Consider the following 16,366-nt stretch of genomic DNA (forward strand, 5'->3'; position numbering starts at 1 on the left):
CACCTGATACGCGCATGTGATCACCGGTGGCCGATGACTAAGCGCATAGTCAGCCTTAGAATGCGAGTACCAAGACTCGCGGCGGGCCACCGATCATCGTGGCCGGCATGTCCGGTGGGCAGCGCGGGCGGCATCGAGACCACGCACTCGGAGTCGGAGGGGGCGAGGATCGCGGATGGCCCGACGGCAGGCCCGATTCACCGCGCAGGACCTGGCGGACGATTCCCGGCTGCGGGACCACTCTCCCGATCTGTGGAGAGAGGACCTGGGGGAGGTGCAGCGCCGGCTGCTGTCGTCGGCGGTCCGCTGCTTCGCCGCGAACGGATTCCACGCCACGACCACGCGCGACATCGCCGAGTGCGTCGGGCTCAGCCCGGCCGCCCTCTACGTCCACTTCCCGTCGAAGGAACTGGTCCTGTTCGAGATCATCCGGGCCGGCCATGAGCGGGTGCTGGCGCATGTCCGCGATCCGTCCATCCTGGCCCTGGACGGTTCGGCGGAGCGGCTGCGCGCCATCGTCTCGGCGTACACCGTGTGGCACGCCCGCCACCACGTGACCGCGCGGGTCTGCCAGATGGAGCTGAACGGTCTCACGCCCGAGCACTACGGCGAGATCGTGGAGCTGCGCCACCAGACCAACGGGTACTTCAGGGGCGCGGTCGCGCGCGGGGTGGCCGACGGGGCGTTCGCGAAGGTCGACGTCAAGCGGGTCACGCGCGCGATGTTGTCGCTGACCATCGACCTGGTGCGCTGGTACCGGCTCGATGGTCCCGACTCCCCCGAGCAGCTCGGCGAGTTCTACGCCGACCTCGCGCTGAAGCTGCTCGCCCCCGTCTAGGACGCGGCGGGCGGGCAGTCCGAGCCCCGTCACCGGTTGACAAGCGACCGCTCACAGCCTGACTATGCGCTTAGTAACCTCGGCGGACTCCGATCAGACCCCTGCCCGTTGTGCTCTGGAGGCCCCATTGCATGCCCTGACGCAGGACCTGACCACCACCTCATGCGGACGGCCTGCCGTTCCTCGTCCGCATGCGTGACCATGCCGTGCCCGCGCCCCGAACCGCAGGAGCGCCGACCCACCGCACATGGACGGATGCACCGATGACCGTGCGATCACCCCTCACATCGTGCAACGTCTTCCTCGATCTGCTGGCCCGCGAGGCCGCGCCCGTCGAGTTCGAGGAGCCGGTGGTCTCGGCCCGCGCGGCGGGCGCGGCACCCGAGACGCTGGCGCAGCTGGAGGCCGCCAAGCTCGCGGCGCTGCGGGTGAGCGCCGGCATGCGGCGGCAGGCCCGCCGCGAGGCCGAGCTGACCGCGCTGTTCGACCTGGCCGGCGACCTGGCCGCGCTCCGCGACCTGGACGCGATCCTGGAGGCGGTCGTGCGCCGGGCCCGGCGGCTGCTGAACGCCGACATCGCGTACGTGACGCTGAACGACGACGAGCGCGGCGAGACCCGCATGCGGATGACCGACGGATCGATCTCGGCGGCCTTCCGGCGGCTGCGGATCCCGCTGGGCGACGGGCTGGGCGGGCTGGTGGCGCAGACGGCGATGCCGTACAGCACCGACCACTACGCGGCGGACCCGCAGTTCCGGCACCGCGCCCACATCGACGCGGCGGTGGCCGAGGAGGCGCTGGTGTCGATCCTGGGCGTGCCGATGCGGCTGGGCAGCCGGGTGATCGGCGTGCTGTACGCGGCCAACCGCAGCGAGCGGCCGTTCGCCCCGGAGAAGGCGGTGCTGCTGGGCTCGCTGGCGGCGCACGCGGCCCTGGCCGTCGACAACGCGCGGCTGCTGGCTCGGACCCGCACGGCGCTGGAGGAACTGGACGCGGTCAACGGGCGGATCCGGGCGCGCGGCGCGGCGATCGAGCGGGCCGCCCAGGCGCACGACCGGATGACCGCCCTGGTCGTCAGGGGCGGGGACGCCGGTGACGTGGCCGCGGTGGTCACCGAGGTGCTGGGCGGAACGCTGCACGTCCTTGACGCGGACGGCCGCTGCCTGGCCACGTCGGGCGACCAGGTGCCGCTCGCCGAGGACGAGATCTCCGCCGTCATGGCCGTCGCCGGTGCCGTCCACAACCGGGGCGGCACGACCCGGCACGGCGACCTGTGGATCTCGCCGGTCGCGACCCCCGGCGAGGTGCTCGGCACGCTGGTGTTACGCACCGCGGCGGAGCTCGGCGACGCCGACCGGCGCATCCTGGAACGCGCCGCGCTGGTCACCGCGCTGCTGTTGCTGCTGCGGTCCAGCGCGGCCGAGGCCGAGGCACGAGTGCAGGGCGAGCTGCTGGACGACCTGCTGGACGGCAGAGCGGACGGCAGGGTGGACGGCAGGGCGGACGGCAGGGCGGACGGCAGGGCGGACGGATCCGCGGCGCTGGAGGCGCGGATGCGCCGGGCGAATCTGGAGGCGGATGCCCCTTACGTGGTGCTGTCGGCCCGGTACGCCTCGCCCAGGCATCGCGGGCGTGCCGCGTTCTGGGCGGCCTCGCACGCGGCGGCGGCACACGGGCTGGCGGCGGCCCGCGGTGAGGAGATCGTCCTGCTGCTGCCGGGGGACGTGCCGGGCGAGACCGCGCGCCGGGTCGCCAAGGAGCTGGGCGCGGCGCTGGCGGCGCCCGTGACCGTCGGCGCGGCCGGGCCGATCCGCGATCTCACCCGCGATCTCACCGGGGTCCCCGCCGCGCACCGGGAGGCGCGGCGCTGCGCCGACACGCTGCTGGCCCTCGACCGGCTGGACGACGGCGCCGACGCCCGCGAGCTCGGATTCGTCGGCCTGCTGATCGGCACCCACCGCGACGCCCGCGGTTTCCTGGACTCGACGCTGGGCCCGGTGCTCGACTACGACGCCCGCCGCGGCACGTCCCTGGTCAGGACGCTGGAGACGTACTTCAGCAGCAGGTGCGGGCCGTCCAGGACCGCCGAGCGCCTGCACGTGCACATCAACACCGTCCACCAGCGGCTGCATCGCGTCAGTCGCCTGCTGGGTGCGGACTGGCAGGAGCCCGAGCGTGCTCTGGAGATCCAGCTGGCTCTCCGCCTGCACCGTCTGCGGGGCTGAGCGGCGGACGCGCCGCGCGCCGGGAGGCCGCCAGGTGGCGGGCCGTTCCCCAGATGCCGCGGCGGAACAGCAGCACGATCACGATGAAGATCGTGCCCGTGACGATCCCGATCCCCTCGAACCCGGCGGTCGCCAGGAAGTCCTGGAGCTGGACGACCAGGCCGGCGCCGATGGCCCCGCCCCACAGCGTGCCGATGCCGCCGAGGATGACCATCATCACGACCTGCCCGGAGGTGGTCCAGTAGAGCCCGTCGAGCGAGGCGAAGCCGTGGCCGATGGCGAAGACGCCCCCGGCCGTCCCGGACAGCGCGGCGGACAGGACGAAGGCCAGCAGCCGGTAGCGCTCGACGGGGTAGCCGAGGGCACGCGCGCGGGCCGGGTTGTCCCGGATCGACACCAGCACCCGGCCGAACGGCGAGCGGACGATCCGCCAGGCGGCGAACAGCCCGGCCAGCACGAACGGCAGGCCCGCGTAGTAGAAGAAGAACGGGTCGGACAGGTCGAGGCCGAACAGCTCGCGGGGGATGCCCTGCAGCCCGTTCTCCCCGCCGGTGACGTCCCGCCACTGGTTGGCCACGAAATAGATCATCTGGGCGAAGGCCAGGGTGACCATCGCGAAGTAGATCCCGGTCAGCCGTACCGACAGCAGGCCGATCGGCAGCGCCAGCAGCGCCGCGAACACCGCGCCGCCGACGATCGCGACAGGGAACGGCACCCCGCCGTGCAGCACGATCAGGCCGGTGCAGTACGCCGACCCGCCCCAGAACGCGGCGTGCCCGAACGACAGCAGGCCGGTGAAACCCAGCAGCAGGTCCACCGCCGCGGCGAACAGCGCCCAGCAGGCGATGTCCAGCGCGACCGGCGGGTAGACCAGCCACGGCAGCACGAGGGCGGCGAGGAGCCCGAGCACCAGGAGCACGATCCCGCCCCGACCCGAGCGGGCCAGCCTGGACAAGATCACCGGTACGCCTCCTCACGTCCGAACAGCCCGGCCGGGCGCCACAGCAGCACGGCGGCCATCAGGATGAACACCGTGATCTGGGAGAGCGCGGGCACGTACAGGTTGCCCAGCGCCGACACCAGCCCGACGGCGAACCCCGCGGCGACCGAGCCGAACACCGAGCCAAGGCCCCCGATCACCACCACGGCGAAGACGGTGATGATCAGGTCGGCGCCCATCAGCGGGTTGACCGCGCGCATCGGCGCGGCCAGCACCCCGGCGAACGCGGCCAGCGCGATCCCGAAGCCGAACACCGGGGTCACCCAGCGGCCGACGTCGATGCCCAGCGCCCGGGTCAGCTCGGGCCGCTCGGTCGCGGCTCTGACGATCATCCCGATCCGGGTCCGGGTGAGCACCACCCACACCGCGACGCACATCAGGACCGACACCGCCAGCACGAACACCTGGTAGGCCGGGTAGGTGAACAGCCCGAGGTCGACCGTGCCGGCCAGCTCGGGCGGCCGGGGGTAGGGCTGGGAGTTGACCCCGTACTCCCGCCGCACCAGGTCCTGCAGGATCAGCGCCAGCCCGAAGGTGAACAGGAAGTTGTAGAGCGGGTCGAGCGGCGTCAGCCGCCGGACGAACAGCCGCTCCAGGACGGCGCCCGCCACGCCCAGCAGCATCGGGACCAGCGCCAGTGACACCCAGAAGTTCAGGTCGAACGCGTCGAGCGCGATGAACGCCCCGAAGGCGCCGAGCATGTAGAACGCGCCGTGGGCGAGGTTGACCACGCCGAGCATGCCGAAGATGACGGCCAGGCCGAGGGCGAGCAGGGCGTAGAACGCCCCGCCCACCAGTCCGTTGAACGCTTGCTGGAGCACTCCGGCCGCCTACAGCCTGCACGCCGGGTCGGGCTGCGGCTGGAACGCCTCCGCGGCCGGGATCGTCTTGAGGACCTTCTCGTAGTCGTACGGCTCCTTGACCTCGCTGGACGGCTTGACCTGCGCCAGGTACGCGTCGTGCAGCAGCAGGTGGTCCTGGGCGCGGATGGTGCCGTTGCGGACGAACATGTCCTCGACCGCGTGGCCCTCCAGCTGCGCGACCACCTTGTCGGAGTTGTCGGTGCCGGCGCGCTGCACGGCCTCCAGGTACTGCAGGCCGGCCGAGTAGTTGGCGGCCATGTTGGAGGTCGGCCGCTTGCCCGTCTTCGCCTGGAACCTGTCGGCCCAGGCCCGGGTCTGCTCGTCGAAGTTCCAGGACCACATGGTGGTGTAGCGGGTGCCGGCCAGGGCGTCGGGCCCGAGCGAGTGGATGTCGCTGAGCGCCAGCAGCCCGAGCGCGAGCTGCACGCCCTTGTCGCGCAGCTTGTACTCGTTGTACTGCTTCACCAGGTTGACCAGGTCACCGCCGGCGTGCATGGTGCCGAGCACCTGCGGTTTGGGATCGAGGCCGGGCGCCTTGAGCAGGAACGTGGAGAAGTTGTCGTTGGGGAACGGGGTCGGGTCGGCCTCGACCACCGCGCCGCCGGCCGCCTGGATCGCCGTGCTGAAGGTCTTGTTCATGTCCTGCCCGAACGCGTAGTCGGGGTAGACGATGTACCAGTTGCTGGCGCCGGACCTGGTCACCTCCGTGCCGGTGCCGTGGGCCAGCATGTAGCTGTTGTAGCCGTAGTGGAAGGTGTACTTGTTGCACGCCTTGCCCTCCAGCTCGGTGCTGGCGGCGCCGACGTCGATGAACACCTTCTTCTTGTTCTTGGCGACGGTTGCGACGGCGAGCGCGGCGGACGAGGTGGGCACGTCCAGGATCACGTCGGCGTGCTCGCGGTCGTAGAGCTCCTGCGCCTTGGAGTTGGCGATCTCGGGCTTGTTCTGGTGGTCGGCGGCCACCACCTCGACCTTCTTGGCCACCGCCTTGTCGCCGTACTTGGCCCGGTAGTCGTCCACCGCCATCCTGACGGCCTCGACCGTGCTGCGGCCCGAGGTGTCGGCGTAGATGCCCGACTGGTCGTTCAGCACGGCCAGCACCACCCCGCCGTCACTGATCGCTCCCCCGCCGCCGCCCGGCCCGCCCCCGCATCCGGCCAGCAGCAGCCCCGCGGCGGCCAGCCCGCCGCTCCAGCCCGTGATTCTCATTACGGCATCTCCTCTGTTCCCGGGGCGCTCGGCCGTTCTGTCGCTGGGGGTGGCGGTCGTCAGATTCCGAGGTATTCGAGCAGTTGGTGCTCGCGTTCGCGTACCTGGTCGCGGTCCAGCGATTCGACGATCCGCCCCTCGGCGAGCAGGTAGTGGCGGTCGGCGACGGCGGCGGCGAAGTGCACGTTCTGCTCCACCAGCAGCACCGTCGTCCCCGCCGCCCGCACCTCGCGCAGGATCTCGCCGATCCGCTGGACGAACAGCGGCGACAGGCCCTCGGTGGGCTCGTCGCACAGCAGCAGCCGGGCGCCCGTCCGCAGCACCCGGGCGAGCACGAGCATCTGCTGCTCGCCGCCCGACAGCGTCGTCCCCGGCGACCGGCGCCGCTCCTTCAGGTGCGGGAACGTCTCGTACACGCGCTCCAGCGACCACGGCTCAGGGCCGCCTCCGGCCTTCCCCACCGGCGCGAGCGTGAGGTTCTCCTCCACCGACAGGGTGGCGAAGATGCCGCGGTCGTCCGGAACGTAACCGAGCCCGCGGCGGGCCCTGGCGTGCGGGGGGAGCCCGGTGATGTCGCCGTCGGACAGGGAGATCGTGCCCGCGGTTCTGCCGTACGCGCCGTGCAGGCCCATCAGGCAGCGCAGCAGCGTGGTCTTGCCCGCGCCGTTGCGGCCGACCAGCGTGACGATCTCGCCCTCGTCGACCCGCATCGACACCTCGCGCAGCGCCTGCGCCTCGCCGTACCAGGCGGACAGCCCGTCAACGCGCAACATCGGAGTCCCCCAGGTAGGCGGTGATGACGCGGGGGTCGCGGCGGATCTCGGCGTAGCGCCCCTCGACCAGCACCTTGCCGTGCTGCAGCACGGTCACCCGGTCGGCGAGGCTGGCGACCACGTTCATGTTGTGCTCGACCATGACCACGGTGCGGCCCGCGCGGATCGCGCGTACGAGCTCGATGGTGCGCTCCACGTCCTCCGCGCCCATCCCGGCCGTCGGCTCGTCGAGCAGCAGCACCCTGGGGTCCAGCGCCAGGGCGAGCGCCAGCTCCAGCGCCCGCTTGCGCCCGTACGACAGCGAGCCCGCCGGCACGTCACCGTGGCCGGCCAGCCCGACCCGGGCGAGAAGTTCCGCGGCGGGCGCGGTGAAGTGGGCCAGCGCCCGGTCAGAGCGCCAGAACCGCCAGCCCAGACCGGTCGGGCTCGCCAGCGCCAGCTCCACGTGCTGGAGCGGGGTCAGCTCGGCGAACAGGCTGGTGATCTGGAACGAGCGCGCCAGGCCCAGACGGCTGATCGCCTCGGGGCTGCGCCCGACCAGCTCCCTCCGGCCGTCGATCACGACGCTGCCGGCGGTCGGTCTCAGGAAGCCCGTGAGCAGGTTGAACAGGGTGGTCTTGCCGGCGCCGTTGGGTCCTACCAGAGCGTGCACGCTGCCCTCGGCCACGTCCAGGTCGACGCCGTCCACGGCCCGGAAGCCGCGGAACTCCCTGACCAGCCCCCGCGCCCGCAGGACGGGGACGGATCCGGCATCGTGCGGGCCTGCCGTGGGACCTCCTCCCATGCACCCTCCTCACGCATCACAAGGTGACCCGGGACACCGTGAACGCTAGGTGGCGGCCCGGACGGCGGACCAGGTGACGTGCCTCCACATTCCGGCGGCCCGATATGCGATGGCACACACCGAATCCGCGATCGGACGTCCCCATGACGCTTCGGGCCGGGCCGGAAGACTCGTCGGCTGGAAAGCGGTGGATGTCGTGTCCACAGGTCGCCGGCGAACAGTGGCGAGCGCATACGTCGCCGTGCCGGACGCCGTCGATCACCATGGCGTCCACCACGGCCTGACCGATGGGAGTCGCACATGCCCCTTCTTCTTCGCAGATCCGCTGTCCTCTCGGCCCTGCTGGCGTCACTCCTGGCCTTCCCCCTGGCGCCGGTGGCCTCAGCCGCGCCGGCGGACGCCCGCTGCGCCCGCATCGGCAAGATCCACGTACCGGGCGCGCAGCACCAGGTCGCCGCCTGCCTGGACGATCTGACCACCGCCGGCACGTCCGCCTCAGGGCACACCGATCCGGCCGACTGGGCGGGGCTGCACTCGGCGGCCACCCGCAACCCGAGCGGCGTGCCGGGGATCCAGATCGACGGCTACTTCCAGGACACCTCCACCGCCAACCCCACCCACGGCTGGAACCACGACTCCCAGTTCGTGATCCGGCTCCCCGAGAAATGGAACGGCGGCCTGGTGATCGCCGGGGCGCCGGGGAACCGCCGCCAGTACGCCAACGACTTCACCATCTCCGACTGGGTGCTGGCCAAGGGCTACGCCTACGCCTCGACCGACAAGGGCAACGTCGACCTGCAGTTCTACAGGGACGGCAGGCGGCCGGGCGACGCCATCCTCGAGTGGTACCACCGGATGACCCAGGTCACCGTCGCCGCCAGGACGACCGTCGCCCGCCACTACGGCAGGAAGCTCCACAAGACGTACGCGATGGGCATCTCCAACGGCGGCCAGCTGGTGCGCTGGGCGCTGGAGAACCACCCCGAGCTGTACGACGGCGGCGTCGACTCGGAAGGCACGTTCTGGCCGCCGGACAACCGGCCGAACGCGCTGACCTACCTGCCGGTGGCGCTGCGCGAGTACCCCAAGTACGCCGCGACCGGCGACCGGGAGGCGCACGCCGCGATGCTCCGGGCCGGCTTCGCCCCCGGCTCGGAGTTCCTGTGGGACTTCAACTACCGCATCCTCTGGGACGGCACGCAGCGCCGGTACCGCGAGGAGGTCGACCCGGACTTCGACGGCGACCTGGACGCGGGCATCCCGTACTGCCAGAGCGGCACGCCCGGCTGCGACGCCGACTACGACTACTACGCGCGCCCGAAGAGCGTGCACCAGGCGGTGCGGCGGGCCTCGCACACCGGCCGCATCGGCAAGCCGCTGATCACCGTGCAGGGGACGCTGGACACCCTGCTGCCGATCAAGGTCCACGGCGACGCGTACGCCGCGTCGGTGCGTGCGCAGGGGATGGCCGCGCGGCACCGCTACTACCGGATCGAGGGCGCCTCCCACCTCGACCTCGAATACGACATGTTCCCTGACCGGATGCGGCCCCTGCTCCCCTGCATGCGCACGGCGTTCGAGGCCCTCGAACGCTGGTCGTCCGGGCAGCAGCCCCCGCCCAGTGCCACGATCCCCCGCCAGACCGCCGGCGACGTGGCCAACACCTGCGCCATCAGCTGACGGCCGCACCGCCGGCCAGCTCGCCGGCCCGGGCGCGGATGAGCCGCCGGACGATGAGTGCGGACGGCGAGGGCCGGCTGTCCTGACGCTGCGTCAGGCACAGGTGGACGGGGTCCGCGTCGGACAAGGGAAGCCAGACCACATCGGCGATGTCGGCCGAGGTGTCGAACCGGGCGAGGATGCCGACCCCGGCACCTTGGCCGACCATCACCTTGACGGTCCGCGCCGACATGGCCTGCACGACGACGTCGGGGGCCGCCACGTGCCGGTGCAGCGTCTCCCACAGCACCGTGCCCGCCCGCATGGTGACGATCGGCCAGGTCTCGAGATCACGCCACTGGATGTGGTCCCGCCCGGCCAGTGGATGGTCCGTACGCGCGTACGCCCCGACGGGGGCGGAGATGAGCGGTATCCGGCGCAGCCCCGGCGCGGCCGGGCTCGACGGCATGGTCACCACCCCGAAGTCCAGCGCGCCGTCGAGCACGGCGGCCTCGATGGCGGCCGACGCCCCTTCCCGGACCGCGAACCGCAGCCCGGGATGATATTGGCGCAACCGGCCCACGACCGGCGCGATGATGGTCTCCACGGTCACCGTGACGCCGCCGATCTGCACCCGCCCCCGATACGCGCCGCTCGACTCCATCGCCGACTCGCGCACCGCCTCCTCGGCCGCCACCAGCCGGCGCAGCGGCTCGATCAGGGCCTGGCCCGCCGGTGTCGGGCGCACGCCGTGCCGGCTGCGGGTGAGCAGGACGACGTCGAGCTCCTCCTCCAGCAGCGCGATCTGCTGCCCGACGGTGGGCTGGCTGACACCGCACCGGGCCGCCGCCCCACGCAGCGAACCCGCCTCGACCGAGGCCAGAAAGTACCGCGCCCGTTCCACCCGCATCGCGCCACCATAAAGGCAGAACCTTTCACCTGTGAACTGCTTCCACGTCTTCCCGTCGCTCCGACGGCGCGGAATCGTGACCGGTGGTGTCGAGGTGAAAGGAATACCAAGTGTCTGACCGCCCGCTCAGCGGTGTGCGAGTCCTGGACGTGTCGACGATCCTGGCCGGGCCCCTGGCGTCCGCGCTGCTCGGCGAGTTCGGCGCCGAGGTGATCAAGGTCGAGCATCCAGTCACGGGTGACCCGGCGCGCCACTACCCGCCGCTGGAGGACGGCGAGTCGGCCGCCTGGTCGATGATCGGCCGCGGCAAGCGGAGCGTCACCATCGACCTGCACCACGCCGAGGCGGCCCAGCTGGTCGGCCGGCTGGCCGCGGCCGTGGACATCGTGGTGACCAACTTCCGCCCGGCGACGTTGCGCCGGTTCCGCATCGACTTCGACGACCTGCGGGCGTACCGGCCGGATCTGGTGATGATCCAGGTGAGCGCGTTCGGCCGCACCGGCCCCTACGCCGACCGCCCCGGCTTCGCCCGCGTCGCGGAGGCCTTCGCGGGCCTCACCCACCGCACCGGCACCCCCGAGGGGCCGCCGGTGTTCGCCGGCTATCCCGTGGCCGACGGTGTCACCGGCATCTACGCCGCCTTCGCGGCCATGCTCGCGCTGCGCCAGCGAGACCGCACCGGACAGGCCCAGCTGGCCGACATCCCCCTCTACGAGCCGTTGCTGCGGATGATGGAGGACTTCATCGTCGAGTACGGCGCGTCCGGCGAGACCCGCGAGCGCCAGGGCAACCGCAACCCGCACATCAGCCCCAACGACCTCTACCGCACCCGCGACGGCCGCTGGCTGGCCCTGCCCGCCTCCACCGAGCAGATGTGGCGCCGCCTGGTCAAGGTGATGGACGCGGGCGACCTCGCCGTCCACGACTCCATGACCGCCCGGCTGGAGCACCGCGAGGAGATCGAGGCGCGGGTCGCCGCCTTCGTCGCGGCACACGACCTCGAACCGCTGATGTCGCTGCTCCACGACGCCGGAGTGGCCGCCGGGCCGGTGAACTCGGCGGCCGACATCTGCGCCGACCCGCACATCCGCGCCCGCGGCTCGGTGGTGGAGGTGCCGGACGGCAGGACCGGCCGCCCACGGCTCATGCAGGCTCCGGCCGGGCGCTTCTCCGGGTTCGACGCCACGATCGGCGGTGCCGCGCCGGCCCTCGGCGAGCACACCGCCGACGTACTGCGGGACCTCGCCGGGCTCGCCGAGCCGGAGATCCATGACCTGCGCCACCGAGGAGTGGTCTGACCCGGAAAGAGCGTGCTCATGACCATGGCAACCCTGTCCATCATCGTGCTGGCCGTCCTGCTCGCGGCGACCCTGATCCCCGGCTTCGACCTCGGCCTCGGCGCCCTGGCGGCGGCGTTCCTGCTCGGGCTCGCCGCCGGCGTCCCGACGAACGACGTGACGGCGTTCTTCCCGGCCGACTTCTTCGTGCTCATCGTCGGGGTGACGGCCCTGTTCGCCGTCGCCCAGCTCAACGGGACCCTCGACTGGCTACTCGACCTGCTGCTCCGGCTGGCCGGCGGCCGGCTCGTCCTGATCGCCCTGGCGCCGTTCGCCATCGGCGCCGTACTGACCGCGGCCGGCACCCTGCCCGCGGCCGCGACCGCCATCGTCTCCCCCATCGCCCTCGGCTTCGCCGCCCGGTACCGGATCTCCCCCATGATCGCCGCCGTCCTGGGCGTCACCGGTATCATCAGCGGGCTGCTCTCGCCGCTCGCCGTCTACGGCGTCACCGCCCGCGAGCTGGGCACCAAGCTCGACCTCGGCCTGCCCGGCTCGGCCCCGGTGACCTTCCTGGTCGGCGGGCTGCTCGCCGGGCTGGTCGTGTGCGCGGGCTGCCTGGCCGTCGGTCGGTTGAACGGCGGCATCCCTCGCGGCCGCGCCGCCACCCCGGCCGATTCCCCGGCACCCCCGTCCAGCACCACCGCACCAGCCAGCCCCGCCTCCGACCCCACACCCGCGTTCAGCCCCGGCCCCGCCCCCGCGTTCAGCCCGGCTTCCGCCCCCGACCCCGCACCCGCCTCCGACCCCGTTCCCGCGTCCGACCCCGTTCCCGCGTCCGACGCCACCGCCGGCACCGCCAGCACCGTCGGTGCCAGGACGGCAACGGCCGACCTCGCCGACTCGTCCGACCGGGCCGACCCGGCCGCGCCCGCGGCAGGGGCGCAGCGCCCCGGAGCACGCGCCTTCACGCTGCTCTGCATGGCCGCCGTCGTCATCCTGTCCGTCGGCTTCGACATGAACGTCGGCTATCTCGGCCTGACCGCGGCGCTGATCCTGCAACTGGCCTTCCGGCTGCCGCTCGGCGCCATCGTGTCCAGGATCCCGTGGAACGTGGTCCTGCTGATCGGCGGCCTGCTGACCTACGTGGGCCTGATGCAGCACCTGGGCGCGTTCAAGCAGATCAGCGAGCTCCTCGGGGTGGCGGGCTCGCCGCTGCTCAGCCTGCTGGTGCTGTGCTACGTCGCCGGCATCACCTCCTTCGCCGCCAGTTCCATCGCGGTGTTCGCGACCGTCATGCCCCTCCTGCCGCCACTGGTGGCCGCCGGCGTCTCCCCGGTCGGCGGCGTGCTCGCCCTGGCCCTGGCCTCGGTGCTGGTCGACCTCAACCCGCTCGGCATCACCGGCGGCCTCATCCTCGGCGCCGCCGAGCCCTCGGCCAGATCCCGCCTGTTCCGCCAGTTGCTCATCTACGGCCTGATCTCGATCGTCGTCGCCCCCGTCCTGACCTGGGCCGCCTTCGGCTGGTGGTGAACCGGCAGGGACAGAAGGCAGGCGTACGGCCTTCAGACGGTGCAATCGGCCCCAGGCGACGTACGCGCCCGTCAGGGAAACCGCCCTTACGTAAAGCGCCGTTATTGGACGGCGAATAAAAAGCAACTTCGCAAATCGAGCATCGACCGGCTCAAGAACTTCCGGGCGTGGCAATCCGATACGGCAAGCGTGCCTACATCTTTCCCGGGCTTTCTCAAGCGCTTTGAGCACTCATTTGAGTCAGCGTAGGAGCCATGGCGTTCACCGCAGTTCACGACGAGATTTAAATCGGTACAGGTCGTTCCAGTGCCCGCCCCGACGGCGGCTTACGCCGCTCCTACTCGGTGCTCGTCAAGTCACCCCGTCCCTCACTGACGATGTACGGCCGGGCGCCGTCGCGGTCGTAAGCCTCGTAAACGACGCCCTGCCCCCCTGCCCCAGGCGGCGAATGGTTCGGCCGCCCACCTGGTCGCTCCTCACCTGCCGTCGAGCTGAACCCGGGCCGGCGCTCCGACCGAGCACGCGCAAGATCGAGTCGACCAACAGTTGGATTTCCTGCCGCTCAACCAGGAGGATCCGATCGGCTTGCGGCCCTGCTCATCGCGATCTTCCGGGAGACACGGCTCAGTAGTCGGCGACCGTGATCTTCACGCGGACGGAGCCGTCGTTGTCGCGCAGGCAACCGTCGGCGTCGTTGACGCGCAGCTCGAGGAAGCCTGCCTGGCGCGCCTGGATCAAAGCACTCCTGCCGACCTTGTAGTGGGCGCCGTTGATCTTCGCGATCATCGAGCCGTACGGGTGCCTGTTGAGGATCTTGCACCCCTGGTAGATCCTGCGGTCGATGTGCCTGGCGTAGCCGGCCGAGGACACGTAGGGGAACTTGCGGTAGTCGACCGTCCACCGGCCGGTGACGTAGTGGATCCGTACCATGTCGCCTGGCTCGACGTACACGCCCGCGTGCTGCCAGCCGCTCTCCGAGTTGATCCATTTGCTTTTGCCGTAGGACGACGTGGCCGAGGCAGGCGAGGCGCCGGCGAGGACGCAACTGCCGGCGGTGAGTGTGGCGAGGAACAGGGTGGTCAGCTTCGATCGCATCTGTGGATGCCCTTCCGGAGTCTGTTTTTATGTTCCTTGTACATTTGGGTTGGATAGCGCCAGGGGAAGGAAGGTTCGCGGCCTTACGATCTTTTTTCCGCCGCCGCTCACGTGTACCCCGCCTCGAAAGTCATTCGGATCAGATCTCACCAGGACAATGAGGTCCTGGCGCGGGAAGATGCGTTAAGCGGCTGATCCCAAAAAGGTGACCTGCGCCCGGCGCAGGCCACCCTCCAGCGAAAGCCGCGCCGGCCGGCATCCCGTCAAGCGGCGTCGAGCGCTTCGGTGATCTTGCGGCTCATGTCCGTCACGGTGGGCCTTGGCCGGCCCTGGTGGGTGCGGGCGGACGCTTCGACGGCGACGAGGACGGTGCGGCGGAAGTTGTCGGCCTCTTCCGGGGCCTGCTCCTTGAGCAGGGCCATGGCCGCGGTCAGGGCCGGCAACACCTGGTCGGCGATGGCGGCTACGGACTTGCTGTCCAGCTTCAGTTCCTTGGGGTACGTGGCGAGCACGTGCCCGACCAGCCCGGTCGCGGAGGACAGGGCGATGGAGCCCTCGGTGGCGGCCTTGTGGGGCGAGCCGGCGGCATCGGCGGCGGACATCAGCGTGACGGCGCCGTACGCGGCGGTGCGCAGGGTGAGCTTGTCCTGGTCGGTGAGGGTGACGGACATGGTCGTGTGCTCCTTGATCGTGTTCTGACGTTCGATGGATCGGATGAGGGGTGGAACGCGGTCCTGGTGGGTGCCAGGGGTGTCTGGATGGCTGAGGCGGGGGTCGCCGAGGGAGTCCCGCCCTCGGCGGCCCACCGGAGTCAGTCGTCGATGGCCTGGTAGAGAGTGGTCCAGAAGTCGTTCATCAGGTGCGCCGGGTTCGGCACGGTGTAGCCGAGCTGGCAGAGCAGGATGCCGGTGAGCTGGTTGGCCGGGTCGGCGTAGGCCGAGGTGCCGCTGCCGCCGTCCCAGCCGAACTGGCCGATGGGGGCGTAGTCGCCGCGGTAGGTGCGGACCGCCATGCCGTAGCCCCAGCCGCCGTGCTGGCCCTGGCCGAAGGAGATGTGCACGTTGTCGGTGGCCATGGCGTGGCGGGCGGCCTGCTGCTCGGGCGTGAGCCGGTTGGTGGTCATCAGCTCGACGGCGGACCGGGACAGGATCCGCCTGCCCTGGTGGGTGCCGCCGTTGAGCAGCATCCGGAAGTAGGCGTGGTAGTCGTCGGCCGTGGAGACCAGCCCGCCACCGCCGCCCTGGAACGCCGGCGGCCGGCTCCAGCGTCCGCCCTTGGCCTCGTCCCAGACCAGGAACTCGCCGGTGGCCGGGTCGGGCGCGTACAGGGTGGGCAGCCGGTCGATCTTGTCAGCGGGCACGTGGAAGCCGGTGTCCTTCATACCGAGGGGCTCGAAGATGCGCTCGCGCAGGAACTCCTCGAACGACTGGCCGGTGACCCGGGCCACCAGCACGCCTACCAGGTCGTTGCTGAGGTGGTACTGCCAGCGCTCCCCGGGCTGGTACTGCAGCGGCAGCTCGCCCAGGCGGCGGATCCACTCGTCCGGCCCGGGCTGCGGCTCCGGTCCCGAGGGAGTGAGGTTCTGCTCGAAGATCGCGTTCATGATCGGGGTGCCCAGCGATGTCATGTCCATGCCGAGCCCGAAGGTGGAGGCCAGCACATCCCGTACGGTGATCGGCCGGCGCGCCGGCGCGGTGTCGTCCAGCGGGGCGTCGGGCCGCGTCAGCACCTGACGGTTGGCCAGTTCCGGCAGCCACGCATCCACCACGTCGTCCAGCCGCAGCCGGCACTCGTCCAGCAACACCATCGCCGCCGCCATCGACAGCGGCTTGGACGTGGAGGCCATCCGGAAGATCGTGTCCCGGCGCATCGGCGCGCCACCGTCGTGCCGCATCGTGCCGAGCGCCTCGACGTGCGTCCGGCCGCCCCGGCTGACCAGGGCGACCAGCCCGGGGATCTTCCCGGACTCGACATGCCGCGCCAGCACCTCACGCAGCCTGCGCAGCCCCGCTGCGGAGAAGCCGCTGTCGCTGTGTTCCATCATGAATCTCCTTGCCGACAGTGTTCGATCTTGCGAAAACCGCGTCCCGGTGCGCCGTTCATGGGTGTCCATGAGCGGCGCGTGCGGGCCGGGGGTGAGCTCGGCGTGGCCCGGTTCGCGACCCGAGGCCGGGAGCGGTGGGCCTTGCATGGGGTCAAC

General features: G+C 71.2%; 14 protein-coding genes. 5 read left to right on the forward strand and 9 right to left on the reverse strand.

Annotated elements, in window-relative coordinates; translation table 11 throughout:
- Positions 1-175: 175 nt before the first annotated feature.
- Together ACBJ59_RS16005 and ACBJ59_RS16010 are read left to right on the forward strand one after the other, a co-directional pair.
- Complete coding sequence (locus tag ACBJ59_RS16005; RefSeq protein WP_375110998.1) at positions 176-838, forward strand: TetR/AcrR family transcriptional regulator; 663 nt, start codon at positions 176-178, stop codon at positions 836-838.
- A 263-nt stretch (positions 839-1,101) separates the two neighbouring features.
- Positions 1,102-3,063: a helix-turn-helix domain-containing protein gene (locus tag ACBJ59_RS16010; protein ID WP_375111000.1), complete on the forward strand. Its 1,962-nt coding sequence runs from the start codon at positions 1,102-1,104 to the stop codon at positions 3,061-3,063.
- On the opposite strand, the gene ACBJ59_RS16015 is transcribed toward ACBJ59_RS16010, so the two are convergent.
- From ACBJ59_RS16015 to ACBJ59_RS16035, 5 genes are read right to left on the reverse strand one after another with little or no spacing between them, the layout of a single operon-like run.
- Positions 2,975-4,024, reverse strand: coding sequence for a branched-chain amino acid ABC transporter permease (locus ACBJ59_RS16015; protein WP_375111002.1), 1,050 nt, complete (start codon positions 4,022-4,024; stop codon positions 2,975-2,977). The two genes, ACBJ59_RS16010 and ACBJ59_RS16015, sit on opposite strands and share 89 nt — an antisense overlap.
- Positions 4,021-4,884, reverse strand: a complete 864-nt coding sequence (locus ACBJ59_RS16020; RefSeq protein ID WP_375111003.1) for a branched-chain amino acid ABC transporter permease — start codon at positions 4,882-4,884, stop codon at positions 4,021-4,023. The genes ACBJ59_RS16015 and ACBJ59_RS16020 overlap by 4 nt, the downstream gene beginning before the upstream one ends.
- A gap of 9 nt (positions 4,885-4,893) precedes the next feature.
- Positions 4,894-6,135 carry an ABC transporter substrate-binding protein gene (locus tag ACBJ59_RS16025; RefSeq protein WP_375111004.1) on the reverse strand — a complete coding sequence of 414 codons (1,242 nt, stop codon included), beginning with the start codon at positions 6,133-6,135 and terminating at the stop codon, positions 4,894-4,896.
- A gap of 59 nt (positions 6,136-6,194) precedes the next feature.
- Positions 6,195-6,908: an ABC transporter ATP-binding protein gene (locus tag ACBJ59_RS16030; protein ID WP_375111005.1), complete on the reverse strand. Its 714-nt coding sequence runs from the start codon at positions 6,906-6,908 to the stop codon at positions 6,195-6,197.
- A complete protein-coding gene (locus ACBJ59_RS16035; RefSeq protein ID WP_375111006.1) occupies positions 6,895-7,692 on the reverse strand; it encodes an ABC transporter ATP-binding protein in 798 nt (265 codons plus the stop codon). The genes ACBJ59_RS16030 and ACBJ59_RS16035 overlap by 14 nt, the downstream gene beginning before the upstream one ends.
- 300 nt (positions 7,693-7,992) lie before the next feature.
- Here ACBJ59_RS16035 and ACBJ59_RS16040 point away from each other — a divergent pair, with 300 nt between their 5' ends.
- On the forward strand, positions 7,993-9,372 hold the full coding sequence (locus ACBJ59_RS16040; RefSeq protein ID WP_375111007.1) for a tannase/feruloyl esterase family alpha/beta hydrolase: 1,380 nt from the start codon (positions 7,993-7,995) through the stop codon (positions 9,370-9,372).
- Here ACBJ59_RS16040 and ACBJ59_RS16045 read toward each other — a convergent pair.
- On the reverse strand, positions 9,365-10,261 hold the full coding sequence (locus tag ACBJ59_RS16045) for a LysR family transcriptional regulator (protein ID WP_375111008.1): 897 nt from the start codon (positions 10,259-10,261) through the stop codon (positions 9,365-9,367). The two genes, ACBJ59_RS16040 and ACBJ59_RS16045, sit on opposite strands and share 8 nt — an antisense overlap.
- Before the next feature lie 110 nt (positions 10,262-10,371).
- Here ACBJ59_RS16045 and ACBJ59_RS16050 point away from each other — a divergent pair, with 110 nt between their 5' ends.
- Together ACBJ59_RS16050 and ACBJ59_RS16055 are read left to right on the forward strand one after the other, a co-directional pair.
- Positions 10,372-11,559, forward strand: coding sequence for a CaiB/BaiF CoA transferase family protein (locus ACBJ59_RS16050; protein WP_375111009.1), 1,188 nt, complete (start codon positions 10,372-10,374; stop codon positions 11,557-11,559).
- 18 nt (positions 11,560-11,577) lie between these two features.
- The gene (locus ACBJ59_RS16055) at positions 11,578-13,071 is read left to right on the forward strand and encodes an SLC13 family permease (protein ID WP_375111011.1); all 1,494 of its coding nucleotides are present in this window, start codon (positions 11,578-11,580) and stop codon (positions 13,069-13,071) included.
- Positions 13,072-13,695: 624 nt separating this feature from the next.
- Here ACBJ59_RS16055 and ACBJ59_RS16060 read toward each other — a convergent pair.
- The 3 genes from ACBJ59_RS16060 to ACBJ59_RS16070 all read right to left on the reverse strand — a co-directional run bounded on the left by ACBJ59_RS16060 (position 13,696) and on the right by ACBJ59_RS16070 (position 16,207).
- On the reverse strand, positions 13,696-14,166 hold the full coding sequence (locus ACBJ59_RS16060) for a hypothetical protein (RefSeq protein WP_375111012.1): 471 nt from the start codon (positions 14,164-14,166) through the stop codon (positions 13,696-13,698).
- Positions 14,167-14,429: 263 nt separating this feature from the next.
- The gene (locus ACBJ59_RS16065; protein ID WP_375111014.1) at positions 14,430-14,837 is read right to left on the reverse strand and encodes a hypothetical protein; all 408 of its coding nucleotides are present in this window, start codon (positions 14,835-14,837) and stop codon (positions 14,430-14,432) included.
- 140 nt (positions 14,838-14,977) lie between these two features.
- The gene (locus ACBJ59_RS16070) at positions 14,978-16,207 is read right to left on the reverse strand and encodes a serine hydrolase domain-containing protein (RefSeq protein ID WP_375111513.1); all 1,230 of its coding nucleotides are present in this window, start codon (positions 16,205-16,207) and stop codon (positions 14,978-14,980) included.
- Positions 16,208-16,366: the final 159 nt, after the last annotated feature.

The organism is Nonomuraea sp. MTCD27 (assembly GCF_041950495.1).
GTDB lineage: Bacteria > Actinomycetota > Actinomycetes > Streptosporangiales > Streptosporangiaceae > Nonomuraea.